Below are 19,394 nucleotides of genomic sequence, written 5' to 3'. Positions count from 1 at the left end.
AGATGTTAAGCCTCTTGTTATCGACCATATTATATCACAAATTTATTCTTCACCCACTTTTCTATTTGTTTTCTGTTTATGCCTTTGCTTACTGATAAGTAGGCTATTTTTTCAAAATTAAATTGAATACCAAAATAATTCTCTACCTCACTAACAAAATTATTCAGATCTAATATATTAGGAGTGCTAAATACTGTCTTATCAACGCTAATTGCCCGAATATTACTATCTGAAAAAATAATTTGTTTTTTTCGAGAGGATAGTTCATTTTCGATTATTATTTCATAAGTATCTCCCATTGTTCGCGGGTTACTCAGCCGCATTTCAAATGAAAATCTTTGCTCTTTTTCTTCATCGGTAAGTTGACTGGATGTGAGCCATTCTCCATCTGTTGTAATTATAAGAGATACAGACCAATTATATTTATCCGAAGGCACTATATTGAGATTTTTCAATAATATATATGCTGGTAAATCATCGGAAATTTTATCATAATACTTTCGTATCTTATCGAATAAAGGGTGCTGAATTTCCGAATAGCCAAATAATTCAAATAAAAAATGTAAATAAAACGGTTTACCGTGAATATATTTGTCTATAAGTTCGTCGAAATACTTTAAGACATTCTCTTCTTTGGAGAAGGCTAAAACCGCCCATACACCTCGTAAGCCAACAATATCATGATGTTCACAAAATAGTCTTTCTGTTTTATCATACTCCGCCAAACATTCTAATAGAAAATTATTTATTTCTACGGTTGAGAACTCTTTAAGTTTTATTACATTCTTATTGTCAGGATAATAACTATCAAGTTTAATTTTGTTATATAGTCGATTAACCAACTTCCCGGTTTGTTTTGGCAAATGGTCTTTCTTCTCCAATATGATATTTCTTAAATCCATCATCTTTCAGTCATTTAATTATTTATCAGTTAGTTAATCTTTTTTATGGTCGATAATGTTCGGTGGATAATCATCATTAAAGGAGATTGATCCGCTTGTTATCTGCCCGCTTTATTCCTCTTCTTCGATGAAATGATTTATAAAGTAATTGAATGACTGGGCGATGTAACGAGTATTTGTTTCAAAGTTGTATTCTCTTGAAGCGTTTTCGTCCCACTCGTCAGTCACGTAATAGTAAATCTTTTTATTCTTCAAGTTCAACGCATAATAGTTTCCACCCGAATCCATAGCAAAAGGCAACAGATTGCATGGCATTAAATTCCTACTCCATATATCTTTGGCTATGACTTCAATTGTTTCAAAAGCATTGGTGCGTTCCTTTATCGGAAAGAACGCATTTATCTCCACCCGATCCAAATCCTCGTCCTGCGGTTGAAAACAATATGGTGATGGCATACCACCGTTGAACTTGAGGTAAAAGTTCTTCATGCCTGCCGGAATCTTTACATTCAACTCAACCTCAAAATTCTTTATATCTTCTTTTGTTAGCGAAGCCGAACAGTCCGAAAGTTCAGGCATTACACCTTCTATTTCTATAATCTCCGTTTGTTGTTCCTCTTCGATTTTTGGGAAAGCAACGAGATTATTGAAAAAATCATCTATTGAATCCGCTATCAATTGAGGTTCATCAAAAATAAATGCATCGCTATTTTTTACAAAACCAATAATTTTATAAAAATATACAGCTCTGTTTTTTATATTGATTGCAATTACACCAATATTTCTCAAATTGTTATGTCCACTGGCAAATAGCAGAATATTGTCAGAAATCGAATTAGAACTACGATGCTCCAAGGTTTCTCCTTCAACAGTATGAAAAAGAGCATTTTTAAAACTCTTATTATATTTGAACGGTTGGAAAATTCTAATTTCCACTTCGTAATATTTGTTTATGGAGATGGTTTGCTGTTTAGGTTCTCCTCCATTATATTGCAAATAGAACTCTTTCAGTCTTTCCGGCAAAACATGACCCAACTTGCTCTCAACTTCTTCAAAATCTTTGAGAGTAAGACTTTTTTGACAATTTTCTAATTCTATCTTCATATTCATTCTTTTTATGGGCAGATAATGGTTTGACAGCGTTCCGCTTCAAGTGGTAGTGCTGTTTGTTAGTCGCTTCATTCTATATCGGTAGTGTTTTTTCGCTTGGCGCAAGCATTCTACCTCTATCATCATAAAGAGTAAATATTCTTTTGGATTCAGATAAAAGCATATCCTCGAATGAATCCCAAGCTAAAAGAGATGAAGCATCTCTACGTTTACAGAAATGAACTTTTCCATCTTCAGAGTCTATATAGAGCTTCGAACCATCATATCTATATCCGCCTATGAAAAAATAAGTGTCTTTTGCATTTTTAGGTTTTTCGTAAATGTTCGGCTCAAGTAAGCCAAAAGGCTCTGGAGTTGCATTTAAATCTCGGTTGTAAGATTTTCTTATTCCATATAAACTGAAATGGTGGAAAAGATGTAATCCATTTGTATCTGTCATTAAAAACGAGCGAAATTGAGACGGAATTTCTCTTTTCAAATCTCGTTCTAACTCAACAATATCATCTTCATTTAGCGTAGCAAAGACGCAAAAATTATATGCTTCAGGAGCAATGAAAGGTGCATGACCGTATTCTTTTGTCCCGTTTTCATATTCTTTACATCCATACTTTTCAAAAGTCCGAATGTATTCCATTATTTCTGTAAATGCACTCATATTTTTTCTTTTTATTTTTCAAGCGACTAACGTTATACTATCAGCCGATTTGGCTGTTATTTTCTTTAAGTATCAGACCTCGTCTTCCTCCATCAACAGATCGTCCAACGGGCTTTTGATATTGCTTTTGAAAGTGTCGGCTATGTGGACATACCTTTCCGTTGTCTTGATGTTGTTATGTCCCATAAGCTCTTTCACAATCTTGATGTCGGTTCCTTGCTCCAGCAAGTGGGTGGCGAACGAATGGCGCAGCAGGTGCGGATAAATCCGTTTCGTGATTCCCGCTTCCCGGGCCGCTGCCTTCAGCCGTTTCGACACGATACTCTCGGTGAAAGGTTCGCCCGGTCTGTGTTCAAAAAGCCACACTTTCGGTTTGTATAGTCTGTTATATTCCGTCAGCTTTTTCATCAACGGTTTTGATAGCAGGGTGTAGCGGTCTTTTTTTCCTTTACCCTGCCGCACCCGTATCAGGGAGCGGGATTCGTTGATGTCGCCGGGTTTCAGTTCCAGCAGTTCGCTGATGCGCAATCCTGCGGAATAGAGTATGGAGAACATGCAGAAGAAGCGCAGGTCTGTCACCGTCGCGTCGAGTATCTTCTTTATTTCCTCCTTGCTCAACACGTCGGGCAGCGTCTTCTCCCGTTTGGCACGGTTCACCTTGTAACACCGCCGTTCCTGACCGAGAACTTTCTCGTAATAGAACTTGATGGCGTTGATACGCTGGTTTTGCTGGCAGGAGGATATGTTTTTCTCGTGGATGAGATACAGCAGGTAGTCGTTTATCTCGCCGGGGGTAACCGTTTCAATCTTACGCCCCTCGAAATGCTGTTGGAAATCGCGGAAATAGGAGGTATATACCCTTACGGTATGGTCACTGTAACGCACTTGCTGAAGTTTTTCCAGATAGCCTTCCGGCAGTGGCGGCCGTTTGTCTTCCTCTTTACGGGGGGCGGTTTCCTTGATGGCAGAATAGTCTATAAACGCCATTTTCACATAGCGGTCGAAGAACTCGGCAAGCACGAAATCTTCTGCCGGCAGATAAGCCCTGCCGCCGACAAGCAGTACGTTTTCTTCCTTCGACAGCGACAAGCGGATGTCATTGTCATTACCGAAAGTCACTTCGACAAATTCTCTCCCGTTTCTTATCACCGGAGAAAGTTTGATCTTGGTTTTTGGGGTATATATTTCCATGCCTCACGTTTTGTCGGATATTGAAACCCGTTTTCGCAAATTTATAAAAAAACACGGGTTATCCATGCGCTTTATTGACATTTAACAATAGATCCCGACTACCTGACAATAAGGTGAGGAGCCACGAAAATACCCTCTGCCAAATCCGTCCTTCCCGGCACTCCGTTTCTCCGATTTCCTCTGCCCTGCGCCACAAGCGGCCACTTCTGTGCCCGATGCTTCCATAGCCTTTCCAACTCTTTTACGTTCAGCCGGTTCCCCTTACTTTCGTTCCCGCATCGCTATTGGTGCTAACTAAAAACACTCGTAATTATGGACGAAAACGTAAAGAACGACGCTAAACAAGTCATGCTCGTTCAGAATGCCGACGACGGACGACTGCAAGCCGTTACCGGCGTGGATCGGGACGGCAATATCCAGACCGCCGACCCCACGGATCAGAATGTGGCGAGCCTGCTGAACGTGAACACGCAGGATTCAGCCCTCGAAGCCTTCTTCAAAAAGTTCATGGAACAGGCCCAGAACCCCGTCCACACGGGTATCTTCGTCATGACGGAGAATGCCCTGAACAAACTTATCCGCATCGACTTCGACCCGGAGATTCTGGAAAATTACCGTATCGACCCCTCCGAACGGCTTCAGACGCAGGAGCAGCGGCAGTTCGAGCCGCTGGACGTCACGAAGATAGACCTGGCGGATATGGAGAAGAAAGGTATCCGCATGGAGGACATCGAGCCGCACCTGAAAGCCATGTCTTACGGACATAAATCCAACGGGCTGGTGGAGATGAACCCCGAACTGGAGAACGGGATGCGTGTTTCCACCAAAGGGCGCGTGTCGCTCGAAGAGCAGGCGGACGGCTCGCTGCGCGTCGTGCCGCATTACTGGCAGGAACGGCCCGACCTCGACGCCCCCTTCCACGGGGTGCTGCTCGACGAGGAGGCGAAAACGAACCTGATGAACACCCGCCACGCCGGGAAAGTGATCGACCTGGAGCTGGAGCCGGGCAAGCTCACGCCCTGCTACGTGTCGATAGACAAATGGACGAACACGCTGGAACCCATGCCCGTTTCGTTACTCGAAAAACGTGCCCGCATCAAGGAGGCCGACCTCTCGGAAGGCAAGCAGATGGATTTCTACGGCGGCGGCAAGGTGTTGCTCGAAGGATATACCACCCGCGCGGGTTATAAGCGGGATGCCTATATCCAAATCGACGCGGCCGAACGTAACTATTCCTTTACCTACGACGGTTTGGATCGCAACCGCTACGCCCAGGAGAACAAGGAGATTTACCGCCAGAAGGCCGCCGAGAAAAACGGACGGCAGGAAACTACGGCCTCCGAACGACAGCCCACGCTCACGATTCACCGGACAATCCTCAAAGCCTCCGTGCCCAAAGAGGCTTATGACCAGTGGACGGAAGCGGTGAATGATCCCTCCAAGCGGGCGGATGTCAAGGCTTTCTACATCAAGGGCATGGTCAAGGACGGGCAGGGTGAGCCGTTCAACGCCTGGGTCAAGCCCAACTTCGAGCGTAACAAGATGGACTTCTTCCGCTGGAATCCCGACCGTGCGAAACGGCAGGGAGCGGAGGTCAAACCCGCCGTTGAAAGCCGTACCCAGGTCGCCGTCAATTCCGAGGGCAAGACCGTCGAAGCGGTCAAAGGTGTGAAAGAGCCGCTCAAGCAGGGACAGCAGGAAGCCACCCCGACGCAGAAGAAAAATTACCGCAGCAGCAAAAAGAGCAACTCCAAAGGTGTCAAGGTATAACGTATGAAATGGTTCTACATGCAGGCCGGAGCCATGCCGCTCCTGATCGCGGCGCTGGCCGCCTTGTACCTCCGGCCGGGTAAACGCAGCCCCCCGGAGGAGGCGGACGACGGACGGCAGTATTACGACGGGAACGGCAACCATGTCTATTACGACCGCCGGCTGATCGCCCGTCCGGAAAAAGAGAAAGAAGAAGAACTACAAGAAAACAACCACTGAAAAATCCGAATCATCATGCAAGTAATTATCGCAGAAAAGCCCTCGGTGGCGCGTGAGATCGCCGCCATCGTGGGAGCCACGAACCGTAAAGACGGTTTTATCGAGGGAAACGGCTACGCCGTAACCTGGGCCTTCGGCCACCTGGTCGGGCTGGCAATGCCCCAACAGTACGGCATCGCGGGTTTCCGCCGGGAAAACCTGCCTATCCTGCCATCATCGTTCATCCTCCTGCCCCGGCAGGTTCGGGAGGGTAAAGAGTATAAGGCCGACCCGGGTGTCGTGAAGCAGCTCGGTATTCTCCGGGAATTGTTCGGCATGGCCGAGCGCATCATCGTCGCGACCGACGCGGGGCGTGAAGGGGAGCTGATCTTCCGCTACATCTACTCTTACCTGGAATGCCGCACCCCTTTCGTGCGGTTATGGATCAGCAGCCTGACCGACCGGGCCATCCGCGAGGGGTTACAACACCTCCGCCCTGGCAACGAATACGACAACCTTTACCTCTCGGCCAAAGCCCGCAGCGAAGCCGACTGGATCGTCGGTATCAACGCCTCGCAAGCGCTTGCCGTGGCTGCCGGGCGGGGCGTCTGGTCGCTCGGACGGGTGCAGACCCCCACGCTGGCGATCATCTGCTCCCGTTACCTGGAGAACAAGGCGTTCAAGCCCGCCACCTATTTCCGGCTGAAGCTCTCCACGGCAAAGGAGGGCACGGAGTTCACCGTCCTCTCCACGGAGAAATTCGACGGCAGGGAGAAGGCGGAAGCAGCCCGCGCCGAGGTTATCGGCGCCCGAACGGTACGCGTCGTGAACGTGGAGCGCAAGGAGGCCAGGGAACAGCCGCCTCTCTTGTACGACCTGACGACACTCCAGAAAGAGGCCAACAGCCGGTATGGTTTTTCGGCAGAAAAAACGCTCGACATCGCCCAGTCGCTTTACGAGAAGAAGTTCATCACTTATCCCCGTACCGGCTCACGCTATATATCGGAAGATGTGGCCGAGGAGATTCCGGCACTCATCGGGAACATGACACGCTATCCCCGTTTCGCGGAATACGCGGGCCTGATGGATACCGCATCTCTCTCCCGCCGAAGCGTGGACAACGAAAAGATCGCCGACCACCACGCGCTGCTTCCCACCGAGAACCTCCCCTCCGAACTGGATGCCGACCACCGCATCGTCTATGAGATGGTCGCGGGGCGGATGCTCGAAACCTTTTCCGGGGCCTGCGTGAAAGAAAACACTTCCCTTACCCTGCAAAGCGCGGGGCATGATTTCACGGCCCGCGGCAGTATCATGGTCGAGACGGGCTGGCGGGCCGTCCTGAATGAACCTGTCGAGGAGAAAGAGGAGGACATGACCCTCCTTCCCGACATCGTGCAAGGCGACGAGCTGCCCGTCAAAGGATGCGGCACGGAACAGAAACAGACCCGGCCGCGCCCCCTTCACACGGAATCGAGCCTGCTGGCGGCGATGGAAACCGCCGGACGCGAACTGTCCGACGAGGCCGAACGCGAGGCGATGAAGGATGCCGGCATCGGCACGCCCGCCACCCGTGCCGCCATCATCGAAACGCTCTTTGCCCGCGAGTATGTCAGGCGAGAGAAAAAGTCGCTTGTACCCACGGACAAGGGACTGGCCGTGTATGCCGTGGTCAGGGACAAGAAGATCGCCGATGTCGCCATGACGGGCGGCTGGGAACTGGCCCTCTCGAAGATCGCCACCGGGGAGATGGACGCCCCGACGTTCCATCGCGGTATCGAGGTCTTCGCCTCGCAAATCGCCAAAGAACTGCTGGAAGCAAGAATCGACGGCGCGGAGAGTGACACAGCCTGCCCGCGTTGCGGCAGGCCCGTGGTGTTCTATCCCAAACTCGCCAAGTGCCAGAATCCCGATTGCGGCCTGACCGTATGGAGAACCGTGGCCCGCAAGGAGCTGACCGACAAGCAGCTCGCGGAACTGCTGACCAAAGGCAAAACCGGCACGATCCGGGGATTCGTCAAAAACGGCGGCGGGACGTTCGACGCGGCCCTCACGCTCGATGACCAGTTCAAGACCTCGTTCGTTTTCGAACCGCGCGATACTCCCAGGCAGGGAAAGAGGAACAAACGGAAATAATCGTTACCTTTGCCACTGGAAAAGACCTGTCATAACGAGATACGCTTGTTTGATAAGGATTTTTTCAGTGGTCGGCGCTTCGGGTGGGAACCCGGGGCGCCTTTCTCTTCCCCGATTATCAACGACCACTAAAAATTCTTATCATGCCAGACAAGCAACACCATACCCCCACGGGGGAATTGTCCTATTACGGACTTTCGTTACTATCCTACCTCAAGGACAGCCACCCGGAACTCATCGCCGAAAGTGAGTTCATCGCCGAGCGGGCCGACAGCGCCGCCCAAGCGTACAGCGAGGCGATCCGTTCGGGCTGCAACCACATCGAGGCCGAAGAAATTGCCCGCGAGGAACTCTGCCGCGGACTGCACTTTTCACCCTACAACACGCTGGTAAACATCCTCTGGAGGGAATTCGAGGCGGAGATTCCCGAGGATACCGCCCGGCAGGCGGCTCTACGCCTGCTGCCCCTCTGCCGCGGGGTGCTGGAGAAGTACGACCTCACGGACGACTTCGCCGACACGCCCGACTACGAACTGTTCTATACCGAACTGACGGGAACCGTCCAAATACTTCTCGAAGATGGCATTCAATAAGAAAACCCACCTCCGCCAGAATATCGACGCGCTGAAGACGGCCTTCACGCTCGACAGGGAACGGCGGGCGCCGACTCCCGAAGAAGAAAGGACACTCGGCGCATACAGCGGCTTCGGCGCCATCAAGGAAGTGCTGGAAAACCCCACCGGGAAACCGGACAAGGACGGCATGGCAACGCTCGTGGCCGAGTTGCACGAGGTCATCAGGGCGAACACCCCCGACGAACGGGAATACAAGCGCTACATGGACGGGATCAAGAACTCCGTCCTGACGGCTTTTTACACGCCCCCGAAAGTGGCAGACGCCATCGTGGAGGCGATATGGGACACGCGGATCGTCCCCAAACGTATTCTTGACCCCAGTGCGGGAACGGGGGTTTTCGTCAGTGCCGTGGATTTCCACGCCCCCTATGCGGAGATCACCTGCTTCGAGAAAGACCCCGCCACGGGGTTGATCCTGAAGCACCTGCACCCCGAAAAACGGGTGCGGGTACAGGGATTCGAGCGCATCGAACCCAAATACGCCGGTTACTACGACGTGGCCGTGAGCAACATCCCTTTCGGGGACGTGGCGCTCTTCGACCCGTTCTTCTCCACCCATACCGACCCCGTGCGGCGGCAAGGCACACGGGCGCTGCACAACTATTTTTTCATGAAGTCCGTCGATATGGTACGCGAGGGCGGCCTGGTGGCATTCATCACCTCGCAGGGAGTATTGAACGCCGAGCAGGGACGCCCCGTGCGCGAGTGGCTGATGAACCGCTGCGAGCCCGTATCGGCCATCCGGCTGCCGAACAACCTCTTTACAGAACACGCGGGGACGGAGGTCGGCAGCGACCTGGTTATCCTGCAAAAGAAAGCCGCCACGGGGGAACTGTCCGAACGGCAGCGGGATTTCATCGAATCCCGCAAGCTGTCGAACGGCATCCGGATAAACAACCTTTTCCAGTCGTTCGACAGGGTGATCCATACCGAGGCCAAAGTAGGCAAAGACCCCTACGGCAAACCGGCGATGGAGTTCACCCACGCGGAGGGCGTGGACGGCATCGACCGGGAGATGCGGCGTATGCTCTCGGAGGATTTCAACCGGCATTTCAACGAGAGTTATTGCCTGGAACATGCTCCGGAACAGACACCCGGTACACCGGAGCGGGAATTGTCCCGTCCCCGTCAGGCGGAACGCCAGCGTGCCGAAAGACACGAGCCCCGCCTTGCCGGAGAAATCGTCAAGGAGATTATCGCCGATGCCCGTAACCTTCAGCAGCAGCGGGAAGAGGAGGAAAAACGCCGCGTCGTCGCCGAAATGGCGGCGCAGGGCTACCATGTCGATACCGAAACCGGGGAGATTACCCGAATCGAAAACAAACCCGGACAAGTGTCACCGGATTCTGCTGCCACACCCGCCGGAGAACCGACCGGAGAGGATCTGGCCGACTTCGGGGCCTGGTCGAAAGAGCGGGAGAATCGCTTGTGGGAGCAGCACCCGCCGAAACCCGAAGATTTCGGCATGGCAGATACTCCCGTGCAGCACGTGGGCGGAATAACGGAACCGAAACCGCGGGAGGGCTTCGCCGGGTCGCTTTTCGACACGGTGGAAACGGCGGCTCCCGTACCTGCCACCCAAGCTGCCGAACCGGTAAATGTGCAGCAGGAACCGTTGCTGACGCTCTACGATCTGTTCGGCTTCAGCGCCGAGGAGCGGCGGCAGGCAGAACTCGGTATATCCAAGAAAAGGAACAGCCGCCGGGGAGCAAAGCGGAAGACGCCCCGACAACCCTCATTATTCGCCCCGGCCTCCTCTCCGGAGGAACAGAAGAGCGAAATGCCGAAAACGACGCCACCGGAGCGTGATCCCGAAGACTTGTATGCCTCCCTGAACTGGGAGGACAACCCGCCGATCAACGGCTTTTACGAGATGATGATGTCGCTTACCCCGGAACGGAGGGCGGAATTGCGCCGACAAAGCGCCCGGCTGCAGGAAACCCCGGAACAGCGGGAACGGCAGGCGGTACACCCCCCGACGGAAGCCCCGAAAGGCAAACGGAAACAAGCCGCCGGTACGCCGAGAACGGGCGGCCTGTTCGACACGCCGGACAATCCAGAGGAGGAAGAACCCGGTAAAGAAATGCCGCAGATACGGGAGGCGGATATGAAACCCCGACCGTTCGAGGGGGAGGTCGCCCCCTATTTCCGCGAGGGAACACTCGTCACGGACGGACAAAACCGGGTCGGCTACCTGCGGGAGACTGAATCCCTGCAACCCATGTTCCACCCGCTGGAACTCACGCCTGCACAACGGACGAAAGCCTCCATGTATATCGAGATACGCGATGCCTATTACCACCTTTATAACAACGAGGCGGAAACGCTGACGGCGAACCCCGCCCTGCGGGAGATGCTCAACCGGCTTTACGACAATTTCACCGAACGCTTCGGACGGCTCAATGACAAACGCAACCTCGACCTGATCAAGATGGACGCGCGGGGGACGGAGATTCTGTCGCTGGAGCGTTACATCGACGGCAAGGCACGCAAAGCCGACATCTTCGAGCGTCCCGTGGCCTTCAATCCCGATGAGATCACGCACGCCGACGACGCTTCGGAGGCCCTTGTGGCCAGCCTGAACAAGTACGGCCGGGTGGAACCGCACTACATGGCCTCGCTCACGGGAACTACCGTGGAGGGAATACTCGGGGAACTGAAAGGACGTATCTATTACAACCCGGAAACGGACGGCTACGAGGTTGCCGACAAGTTCATCGCCGGCAATGTCATTGGGAAAGCCGAACGGATCGAGGCGTTCCTGCGGGAGAATCCCGACCACGCCCCGGCCCGGGAATCGCTGGAGGCTCTGCGCGAGGCGACGCCCAAACCCATCGCTTTCGACGACCTGGATTTCAACCTGGGCGAACGGTGGATTCCAAAAGGTGTTTACGAGCGTTTCGCCTCCTCGCTCTTCGATACGGAGGTGAAGATCACCTTCGCCTCCAACCTGGACGAGTACGGCGTGAAGGCGGAAGCGACGAACGTGAAGATCACGGAGCAGTATGCCGTCAGCGCGCAGACCCGTAAGTACAACGGCCTGCACCTTTTGAAACACGCCCTGCAAAACACTTCGCCCGACATCACCAAGACCGTCCTCAAATGGGTGGACGGAGAACGGCGGGAGGTCAAAGTGCGTGACGGGGAGGCCATACAGCTCGCCAACAGCAAGATAGATGAGATCCGGGGTGCTTTCCCCGAATGGCTGCGCGAGCAGTCGTCCGACTTCAAAGACCGCCTGACAGACCTCTATAACCGTACTTTCAACTGTTACGTGCGCCCGAAGTACGACGGGACGCACCAGGAATTCCCCGACCTCGACCTCAAGGGGCTGGGAATCGACAAACTGTATGACAGCCAGAAGGACGCGATATGGATGGACAAACTGCTCGGCGGCGGGATAATCGACCACGAGGTGGGCGGCGGAAAGACCCTTATCATGTGCTGCGGGGCCTACGAGAAGAAACGCCTCGGGCTGGCCAATAAACCCATGATTATCGGGCTGAAAGCCAACATCCATGAAATAGCCCGGACGTTCTGCACCGCTTACCCGATGGCCAAAGTCCTCTACCCGGGCAAGGAGGATTTCACGCCCCGGAAGCGTGAGCGCATCTTCCGGGAGATACGCAACAACGACTGGGACGCCGTGATCCTCTCGCACGAACAGTTCGGCATGATACCCCAGTCCCCGGAGATACAGCAGGAGATATTGCAGGCCGAGCTGGACTGTGTGGAGGAGAACCTCGAAGTGCTCAAAGCACAAGGCAGGGACGTTTCCCGCGCCATGATGAAAGGGTGTCAGAAACGCAAGGCCAACCTGGAAGCCAAGTTGCAGAAGGTGGCGCACGCGCTGGAAACACGCAAGGACGACGCCGTGGACTTCCGCCTCATGGGTATCGACCACCTCTACGTGGACGAGAGCCACAAATTCAAGAACCTGACTTTCACGACCCGGCATGACCGGGTGGCGGGCCTCGGAAATCCCGAGGGGTCGCAGCGGGCGCTCAACATGCTTTTCGCGCTGCGTACCATACAGCAGCGCACGGGCCGCGACCTGGGGGCGACGTTCCTCTCGGGAACGACCATCTCCAACTCGCTCACGGAACTGTACCTGCTTTTCAAGTACCTGCGCCCGAAGGAACTGGAGCGTCAGAATATCCGCACCTTCGATGCCTGGGCGGCCATATTTGCCAAGAAAACCATCGACTACGAGTTTTCCGTGACCAACGAGGTCGTGCAGAAAGAACGGTTCCGATATTTCATCAAGGTTCCCGAACTGGCCATGTTCTACTCCGAGATTACAGATTACCGCTCGGCGGAGGATATAGGGATCGACCGACCGCAAAAGAACGAGATATTGCACAATATCCCGCCGACACCCCAGCAGACGGAGTTCATAGAACGGCTGGTGCAATTCGCCAAATCGGGCGATGCCACGCTCCTGGGCCGCCTGCCGCTCTCGGAGCGGGAGGAAAAGGCGAAAATGCTCATTGCCACAGACTACGCCCGCAAGATGTCGCTCGATATGCGTATGATAGACCCCGAACTATACAGCGACCACGTGGACAACAAGGCGAGCCACTGCGCCCGTATGATTGCCGGTTACTACCGCCGTTTCGAGGCGTACAAAGGTACGCAGTTCGTATTCTCCGACCTGGGAACCTACAAACCCGGAGCGGGGTGGAACGTCTATTCCGAGATACGGCGTAAACTCGCGGAGGATTACGGCATACCCCAAAGCGAGGTGCGGTTCATCCAGGAGGCGACCTCGGAAAAAGCGCGCAAGGAGATGATCGCCGGTATGAACGCCGGAAAAATCCGCGTACTCTTCGGATCGACCGAGATGCTCGGGACGGGAGTGAACGCGCAGAAACGCTGCGTGGCGATACACCACCTGGACTGCCCCTGGCGTCCCAGCGACCTGGAGCAGCGCGACGGGCGGGGAATACGCACCGGGAACGAGATCGCCAAACTCCATGCCGACAACAAGGTGGACGTGATATTATACGCCGTCGAGAAGTCGCTCGACGCCTACAAGTTCGGGCTGTTGCACAACAAGCAACTGTTCATCCGCCAGCTCAAGACCAACAACATGGGAAGCCGTACCATCGACGAGGGGGCCATCGACGAGAAAAGCGGCATGAATTTTTCCGAGTATGTAGCCGTCCTCTCGGGAAATACAGACCTGCTGGACAAGGCCCGCCTGGAGAAGAAGATCGCCACGCTCGAAAGCGAACGCCAGGCATTCGTGCGCGGCAAATCATCGAGCCGCTACAAGCTGGAGCAGATCACGGAGAAGATAGAGAAGAACAACGACCTGATACGGCGTATCGGCAAGGATCTGGAACACTTCAAGGCCCGCGTCGAGTTCAACGAGGACGGCTCGTACCGCAATCCCGTGAAACTGAACGGGCTGGAAACCTCCGACCCCAAGCTCATCGGGAAACAGCTCAACCGTATCGCCGAAACGGCACGCACGCTCGACAGGCTCGAACCCATCGGGAGCCTCTACGGGTTCGAACTGCTCGTCCAGAGCGAAACGACCGGGAAAGACGGGCTCGACCTGGTGCAGAACCGTTTTTATGTCCGGGGTGAAGGGGATTATCTATACCAGTATAACTACGGGAATATCGCCTCCGACCCGCGACTGGCGGCGATGAACTTCATCCACGCGCTCGCGACCATCGAGCCGACACTGGAAAAATTCCGGAAAAAGAACGAGGAACTGGAGAAAGATATTCCCGTCCTGCGGGAAGTGGTGGAAAGTTCCTGGCGCAAGGAGCCCGAACTGACGGCCCTGAAAACTGACCTGACGGAAATAGACCGCAGGATACAGCAAAGCCTCAAACCGATAGAAGAGAGCGAGGGAAAGGAGGCGGAGGAGGATAACGACGTGTGCCGGGAACGGCATGACACGGCGGAAGAGCTCCCGAAGGAAGACAACACGGCGGCCCGTATTCCTTCCCGGCTGCGGCAGATTGCCGACGCCTCCGGGGGGCGCATCGTGATCGCGGGCGTGGGCAGCCCGCCGGAGAACGGCCCCGCAAAGAAAGGGATTAAGATGTAAGCGAAAAGCCGACGGAAGTACAGATTTCCGTCGGCTTTTTTCATATGCCCATGAGCGTTGTTGTCACACTTCCTGCAAGAGTGTTTGCAGCTCCTCCTGCGTGGGAAGATAGGTCATGTACTGGGCGGCGAAGACCTGCTTTTCATCTTCGGGCAGCGTATAACGGACGACCGCGTCGTTTTTCTCCGCGCAGAGGACGATACCCACCGGAGGGTTATCCCCGGGATTCATCAACTCACGGGTGTAGTAATTGACATACATCTGCATCTGCCCCAAATCCTGATGGGTCAGCTCCCCGGATTTAAGGTCTATTAAAACGAAACAGCGGGCCAGGTAATTGTAAAAGACCAGGTCGATGTAGAAATGCTTGTCGTCGAAGGAGATACGCTTCTGTCGCGCGACGAAGGCGAAGCCTTTCCCGAGTTCGAGCATCAAGCGCTGCAAGCGGCTGATGAGCAGTTGCTCCAGATCGGTTTCCAGAAAATGCTCTCCCTGGGGGATACCGAGAAACTCCAGGATATACGGGTCGCGGATGATCTCTTTGGGTTCGACACGCCCGGGTTCGGTACGGGAAATCTCCTCTTTCACGGCTTTCTTGTCTCGGCTGGCCAGCAAGCGGTCATAGAAAAGCGTGTTGATTTGGCGGTCGAGCTGCCGGACACTCCAGTTTTCCTTGACGCACTCGTGCAGGTAAAAATCACGGGCGGCATCGCCCGACACCTTGAGAAGCGTGCGGCAATGCGACCAGCTCAATTTATCACACAGCGTGTGATATTTCGGGTAGCACTGGTAAAACTGCCTCATGTACCGCAGGTTGGTGGCCGTGAACCCGTTTCCGAACTCCGCCACGAGCCGCCTGGAAAGGGTGTTGATGACAGCCTTGCCATATCCGGCACGGCCGGTTCCCTGCTGCTCGTACTCCACTATGTATTTCCCTACCTGCCAGTAAGCCCTCACGAGGGTCGAATTGACATGATGTATCACCTTCGCGCGCGCTTCCTGCAAGATATGGCGCACGTTATGCAGTAGCTCTTCCTCCCCTTTGTCGGCAGGATATATTTTATCTGTTTCTTTCATTGTTCATTATTATATAGGCTTCCAAGTGCAAACATACTGATTTTACGGCAAATATCGAACGGTTGTACCGCCTTGTCGTGCCTTATTCCATGTATCTCCGCGTTTTTCCATGACGCCGGACTCTCGGGACAGGGCCTAACCGGAACCGGCAGGACGATCCTTTTTCAGCTTGCGGAAATTACTGAAGTTACGCTCGATGAACCGCAGGACGTCCGATTCCCGGTAGAAGGTCTTGTGATAGATCATCTCGTAAGGCAGCTCTCCCGAGGTGCGGTAACGCTGGAGTGTGCGCTTGCTGATATTGAGCATACGGCACAGGTCGTAATTGTCCAGAAGACGCTCCCCGTCAGGCAGGATGGAAAGCGGTTGCTCCACGTCCCCCGCGCACAGCTTCTCAATACGTTCCAGCCGTTCCGAGAGCCGCTGCATCCATCCGTCGAAATATTCCTTATCCAGAAACATGGCCTACTCCTTTGGTCGGTTTTTGCGCCGCACGGAACGCTCCTTCAGCACACGGCGGATTTCCGTGAGGGAATAATACAGCTTCCGGTTGATGGCCGAATAGGTGATCACGTGATCCGAGCGGAGGCGTTGAAGGGTACGCCCGCTGATGCCCAGGTAACGGCAGACCTGCTCGCCGTCCATCCATTCGTCGTTTATATACTCCTTATTCCATGCACGCCCCTTTTCAGGGAGAGAGGCGATTGCAGCCTCTATTTTCTCTATACGCCCGACAAGCTCGTTATAGGCTCGCGAACTGATCACTATGATTTTCATACTCCTTTGTTTTTTAGTCTGTTACAAAGGTCGGGCTTATATGGACAGCTTAAAACGAGGTCGGTACGACTTTTTTTTGATAATTTGCAGTGAACTGATTCTCAACGGTTCATGCGGTGAAGAAGGCAGTGTTTTTTACCGAAATCCGCGGCCCGTACTCGGTATTTTTATTGGCAGAAATGCGATAGCATACTGTGATTCAACGCTTAACGGTGTTCTAATCCGGACGGGGCTACAACGGAACACCCGTATCGGCTCCTTATACGGGTGCAAATACGGGCGTTCGGGAAAGTTCCTTTCGAGAGTTACGGGGGAAAACCGACCTCGGTTCTTTTGTTATATACAACGCTGATTATCAGTGCTTCTATAAGAAATAGAGTGCTTTACCGGTTCATGTTCTACTCGGAATTGCCGTTTTTCTTGTTTCGCTTCCACGTCTGCATACGTTTAAGCAGGGCCTCTTTCGCCTTGTCAAGCCACGGTGTCGGGTTGTTTCGGATTTTCATATCGCAGAATGTCCTCGAAAGGTTCATGTCGAGGTGTACGTTGAAAGCGTTGGAAATGTAGCTGGCAAGTTGCGTGAGTGGCACATTGCCGAAACAGCCTTTACTGTCGAGCAGGTAAATAAGTTCCGTCAGATCCGTCTTCGAGTCCTGCCATGTCGGACGCACGTCAGGCAATGGCAGAACCATGTTCCGGAGGTTCGTGCTCTCCAGTGATTCCAATTCGCCCATAAGATAAACCGACAACATATCGTTGGCCAGGATTTTCGCCACCTTGAAATCCGCGTTTGTCGAAAACTGCGGGTCGAGTTCATAGTAGAAGGTTTCCAGGTATTGCTCCGTGTCGGTCTGCCCGCGCAGGAAATAGAGGCTGTCCAGGTGTGTAGCGCCGCTGCGGAAATAGCGGATAAAGTCGAGGCGTTTCTGCGTGTACGCGTTGATGGCCCGAACATGGGCGTCCAGGTACTCCCGTTGTGCCTCGATACTTCCTACCGGACGGTTCATCTCGATATTGTAGAGCTTGCGGTAATAGATCAGACGGCAAAAAAGACGAGGTTTGATTTCTTTGAAGAACTTTATTTCCTCGTCATCGTTTTGAAAACGGTAGCCGATGATATATTGTTTCAAACGGTCGAACGCTTCTCCCAGGACACGTGACGCTTCAAGCGACTTTTTCAACACGTCGGTATCCCGCGATTCGATACGTTCGATACTCCGCAGGACTTCGCTGTTTAATTTTTCTATAAATGCAATCATAATCCGTCTTGTTACTTTCGCGTATAAAGTTAGCGAATCGAAAAACCGGCGGATTACGATTTTTATCTTTCTCTTCGTTTTTTTATCACGGAGCCGATTTTAATGTCAGATCCGACCTTCCTGGCGGATGGAAGTGGGATTGCTCCCCATATTCCGCTTGCAAAAGTCCGTAAAGTGGGATTGGGCGGAGAAACCGCACATGTAGGCTATTTCCTGCAACGTGTAGTGTGTCGTCCGCAACAACTCCCCGATACGTTCGATACGGCGCTGACGTAACCACGAGGAGGCCGAGCAGCCGAAAACCCGCTGGAAACGCCGGCGGAAGGTAATCGTGCTGGAATACCCGCAAACCCCGGCGAGTTCCGTGACGTTATCCGAGGCAAGATAATTCGATTTGACACGGGAGATGAACTCGTAATCGTCCCCCAGGTGCAACAGCTCCTCGAACTCCCCGACATCGGCGGGAGTGAGATGTTCATAAGAGGCGTCGAGCATTTTCAGCATGACAGCAGCGTTACATTCAACGGGCATACCCAATGTCTTACGGGCTTCACGCAGGTAATTCTTGAACCGCAGCCGCAGCGTGTCGTGATGCGGGTAGGAACACTCGGACAGAATGGTGCAAACCGTCCGCAGTTCATCGACACAACAGTAGCCGAAATACCACGTTACAAGACGCTCGACGTAATGGACGACATGAAATTCCTCCGAAAGCATCAGAAGAAGCAGGAACGGGGTGAAATCCTGGTATTCCCTCGTTATGGGACGGGGTGCTTCGTCAAGCAAGGAGGCGATGTCCCGCATCAGCAGAGAATCTCCCGAGTACGCTTTTATTTGTTCGGAACTGCGGGCATAATCCCGGTAACGCGATATGACCGCCGACAAAGCATTGAACTTCACGGCGTGAACGCCTTCTATAAAGGAAGGGCGAAGACTGTTGTAAATGGATAAGTCGGTTTGCATAAGTCATTTCTATAAAACGGAGCCGCATCCCCTTGTTGCCAAAACTCCGCAAGTCGTTACTTATGAACCGCTTGGAACACGGTACGAATCCTAATTACAAATATATCGTATCCGACAATCCGGAACAAATATCAGCAGGCAAAAATGAAAATAAACCTCGTTATTTTTGATTTTTACCTGCAATAATATTATATTTGCAAACAAATAAGAGTTGTTTGACAGCATGAGAAATATAGTGTATCAAAGCACTTTACCAATTTCTTATCCGTTGCCTATTCTCATGCGAGTTTCTTTTAATCTATTTGTAGTCAATTAAATACCTTCAGACTACATCAAATATAGCAAAAAATTTGAAACCTCCCGTCCGCGGCCTTCCGGGTTTCCCGCACCGCCCGCATCTTCCGTATCCCATAAAATAACGTATTTCCCCGCAGAATCGTATTCCCCCGCCCGCACAGCCCTACCCATACGAACAGATACAAAAACAAGAAAGCCTCGACAATCATCAGATTATCAAGGCTTTTCGAAAAGTCGGGGTGACAAGATTCGAACTTGCGACCACGCGCCCCCCAGACGCGTACTCTAACCGGGCTGAGCTACACCCCGTAGCGTTTCGGAGTGCAAATATAGTGTATTTTTCACAAATCGTCACAT

Annotated in this window: 14 protein-coding genes and 1 tRNA gene; 5 read left to right on the top strand and 10 right to left on the bottom strand. The window is 52.6% G+C overall.

Going from position 1 to position 19,394, the window contains the following annotated elements:
- Window positions 1-29 precede the first annotated feature (29 nt).
- The 4 genes from DW189_RS13380 to DW189_RS13365 all read right to left on the bottom strand — a co-directional run bounded on the left by DW189_RS13380 (window position 30) and on the right by DW189_RS13365 (window position 3,858).
- Window positions 30-905 (bottom strand): hypothetical protein, encoded by an 876-nt coding sequence (locus DW189_RS13380; protein WP_117508532.1) that lies wholly within the window; start codon window positions 903-905, stop codon window positions 30-32.
- A gap of 108 nt (window positions 906-1,013) precedes the next feature.
- Window positions 1,014-2,012: an SMI1/KNR4 family protein gene (locus DW189_RS13375; protein WP_117508531.1), complete on the bottom strand. Its 999-nt coding sequence runs from the start codon at window positions 2,010-2,012 to the stop codon at window positions 1,014-1,016.
- Between the two features lie 73 nt (window positions 2,013-2,085).
- Window positions 2,086-2,667: an SMI1/KNR4 family protein gene (locus tag DW189_RS13370; RefSeq protein WP_007662660.1), complete on the bottom strand. Its 582-nt coding sequence runs from the start codon at window positions 2,665-2,667 to the stop codon at window positions 2,086-2,088.
- A gap of 72 nt (window positions 2,668-2,739) precedes the next feature.
- Window positions 2,740-3,858 carry a tyrosine-type recombinase/integrase gene (locus DW189_RS13365; RefSeq protein WP_007565622.1) on the bottom strand — a complete coding sequence of 373 codons (1,119 nt, stop codon included), beginning with the start codon at window positions 3,856-3,858 and terminating at the stop codon, window positions 2,740-2,742.
- A 312-nt stretch (window positions 3,859-4,170) separates the two neighbouring features.
- Between DW189_RS13365 and DW189_RS13360 the strand changes: the two genes are divergently transcribed.
- The 5 genes from DW189_RS13360 (at window position 4,171) to DW189_RS13340 (ending at window position 14,664) form a co-directional block, all read left to right on the top strand.
- On the top strand, window positions 4,171-5,628 hold the full coding sequence (locus DW189_RS13360) for a DUF3945 domain-containing protein (protein WP_007558960.1): 1,458 nt from the start codon (window positions 4,171-4,173) through the stop codon (window positions 5,626-5,628).
- Window positions 5,629-5,631: 3 nt separating this feature from the next.
- Window positions 5,632-5,847: a hypothetical protein gene (locus DW189_RS13355; RefSeq protein WP_004319199.1), complete on the top strand. Its 216-nt coding sequence runs from the start codon at window positions 5,632-5,634 to the stop codon at window positions 5,845-5,847.
- Window positions 5,848-5,862: 15 nt separating this feature from the next.
- A complete protein-coding gene (locus tag DW189_RS13350) occupies window positions 5,863-7,962 on the top strand; it encodes a type IA DNA topoisomerase (protein ID WP_004303817.1) in 2,100 nt (699 codons plus the stop codon).
- 143 nt (window positions 7,963-8,105) lie between these two features.
- Complete coding sequence (locus DW189_RS13345) at window positions 8,106-8,555, top strand: DUF1896 family protein (protein WP_004295482.1); 450 nt, start codon at window positions 8,106-8,108, stop codon at window positions 8,553-8,555.
- Window positions 8,542-14,664, top strand: a complete 6,123-nt coding sequence (locus DW189_RS13340; protein ID WP_117508530.1) for a helicase-related protein — start codon at window positions 8,542-8,544, stop codon at window positions 14,662-14,664. The genes DW189_RS13345 and DW189_RS13340 overlap by 14 nt, the downstream gene beginning before the upstream one ends.
- A gap of 63 nt (window positions 14,665-14,727) precedes the next feature.
- Here the strand turns inward: DW189_RS13340 and DW189_RS13335 are convergent, their stop codons facing one another.
- From DW189_RS13335 to DW189_RS13310, 6 genes are all read right to left on the bottom strand, one after another.
- Complete coding sequence (locus tag DW189_RS13335; RefSeq protein WP_004319206.1) at window positions 14,728-15,741, bottom strand: YhcG family protein; 1,014 nt, start codon at window positions 15,739-15,741, stop codon at window positions 14,728-14,730.
- Between the two features lie 135 nt (window positions 15,742-15,876).
- On the bottom strand, window positions 15,877-16,203 hold the full coding sequence (locus DW189_RS13330) for a helix-turn-helix domain-containing protein (protein ID WP_004295487.1): 327 nt from the start codon (window positions 16,201-16,203) through the stop codon (window positions 15,877-15,879).
- A 3-nt stretch (window positions 16,204-16,206) separates the two neighbouring features.
- On the bottom strand, window positions 16,207-16,518 hold the full coding sequence (locus DW189_RS13325) for a helix-turn-helix domain-containing protein (RefSeq protein WP_117508529.1): 312 nt from the start codon (window positions 16,516-16,518) through the stop codon (window positions 16,207-16,209).
- Between the two features lie 398 nt (window positions 16,519-16,916).
- Window positions 16,917-17,777 (bottom strand): RteC domain-containing protein, encoded by an 861-nt coding sequence (locus DW189_RS13320; protein ID WP_004295489.1) that lies wholly within the window; start codon window positions 17,775-17,777, stop codon window positions 16,917-16,919.
- A gap of 105 nt (window positions 17,778-17,882) precedes the next feature.
- A complete protein-coding gene (locus tag DW189_RS13315) occupies window positions 17,883-18,740 on the bottom strand; it encodes a helix-turn-helix transcriptional regulator (protein ID WP_004294809.1) in 858 nt (285 codons plus the stop codon).
- 531 nt (window positions 18,741-19,271) lie between these two features.
- Window positions 19,272-19,346: transfer RNA gene (locus tag DW189_RS13310), tRNA-Pro, on the bottom strand.
- Window positions 19,347-19,394 lie beyond the last annotated feature (48 nt).

The organism is Alistipes sp. AM16-43 (assembly GCF_003435745.1).
GTDB lineage: Bacteria > Bacteroidota > Bacteroidia > Bacteroidales > Rikenellaceae > Alistipes > Alistipes onderdonkii.
The sequence above is the reverse complement of the archived record's forward strand: the minus strand, read 5'-3'. Positions and strand labels throughout refer to the sequence as shown.

Bases quoted from the DNA above. Each gene is read 5' to 3' on its own strand.
- DW189_RS13350 (WP_004303817.1), top strand. From the start codon at position 5,863: ATGCAAGTAATTATCGCAGAAAAGCCCTCGGTGGCGCGTGAGATCGCC.
- DW189_RS13330 (WP_004295487.1), bottom strand. From the start codon at position 16,203: ATGTTTCTGGATAAGGAATATTTCGACGGATGGATGCAGCGGCTCTCG.
- DW189_RS13320 (WP_004295489.1), bottom strand. From the start codon at position 17,777: ATGATTGCATTTATAGAAAAATTAAACAGCGAAGTCCTGCGGAGTATC.
- DW189_RS13375 (WP_117508531.1), bottom strand. From the start codon at position 2,012: ATGAATATGAAGATAGAATTAGAAAATTGTCAAAAAAGTCTTACTCTC.
- DW189_RS13365 (WP_007565622.1), bottom strand. From the start codon at position 3,858: ATGGAAATATATACCCCAAAAACCAAGATCAAACTTTCTCCGGTGATA.
- DW189_RS13325 (WP_117508529.1), bottom strand. From the start codon at position 16,518: ATGAAAATCATAGTGATCAGTTCGCGAGCCTATAACGAGCTTGTCGGG.
- DW189_RS13360 (WP_007558960.1), top strand. From the start codon at position 4,171: ATGGACGAAAACGTAAAGAACGACGCTAAACAAGTCATGCTCGTTCAG.
- DW189_RS13340 (WP_117508530.1), top strand. From the start codon at position 8,542: ATGGCATTCAATAAGAAAACCCACCTCCGCCAGAATATCGACGCGCTG.
- DW189_RS13370 (WP_007662660.1), bottom strand. From the start codon at position 2,667: ATGAGTGCATTTACAGAAATAATGGAATACATTCGGACTTTTGAAAAG.
- DW189_RS13345 (WP_004295482.1), top strand. From the start codon at position 8,106: ATGCCAGACAAGCAACACCATACCCCCACGGGGGAATTGTCCTATTAC.
- DW189_RS13315 (WP_004294809.1), bottom strand. From the start codon at position 18,740: ATGCAAACCGACTTATCCATTTACAACAGTCTTCGCCCTTCCTTTATA.
- DW189_RS13335 (WP_004319206.1), bottom strand. From the start codon at position 15,741: ATGAAAGAAACAGATAAAATATATCCTGCCGACAAAGGGGAGGAAGAG.
- DW189_RS13380 (WP_117508532.1), bottom strand. From the start codon at position 905: ATGATGGATTTAAGAAATATCATATTGGAGAAGAAAGACCATTTGCCA.
- DW189_RS13355 (WP_004319199.1), top strand. From the start codon at position 5,632: ATGAAATGGTTCTACATGCAGGCCGGAGCCATGCCGCTCCTGATCGCG.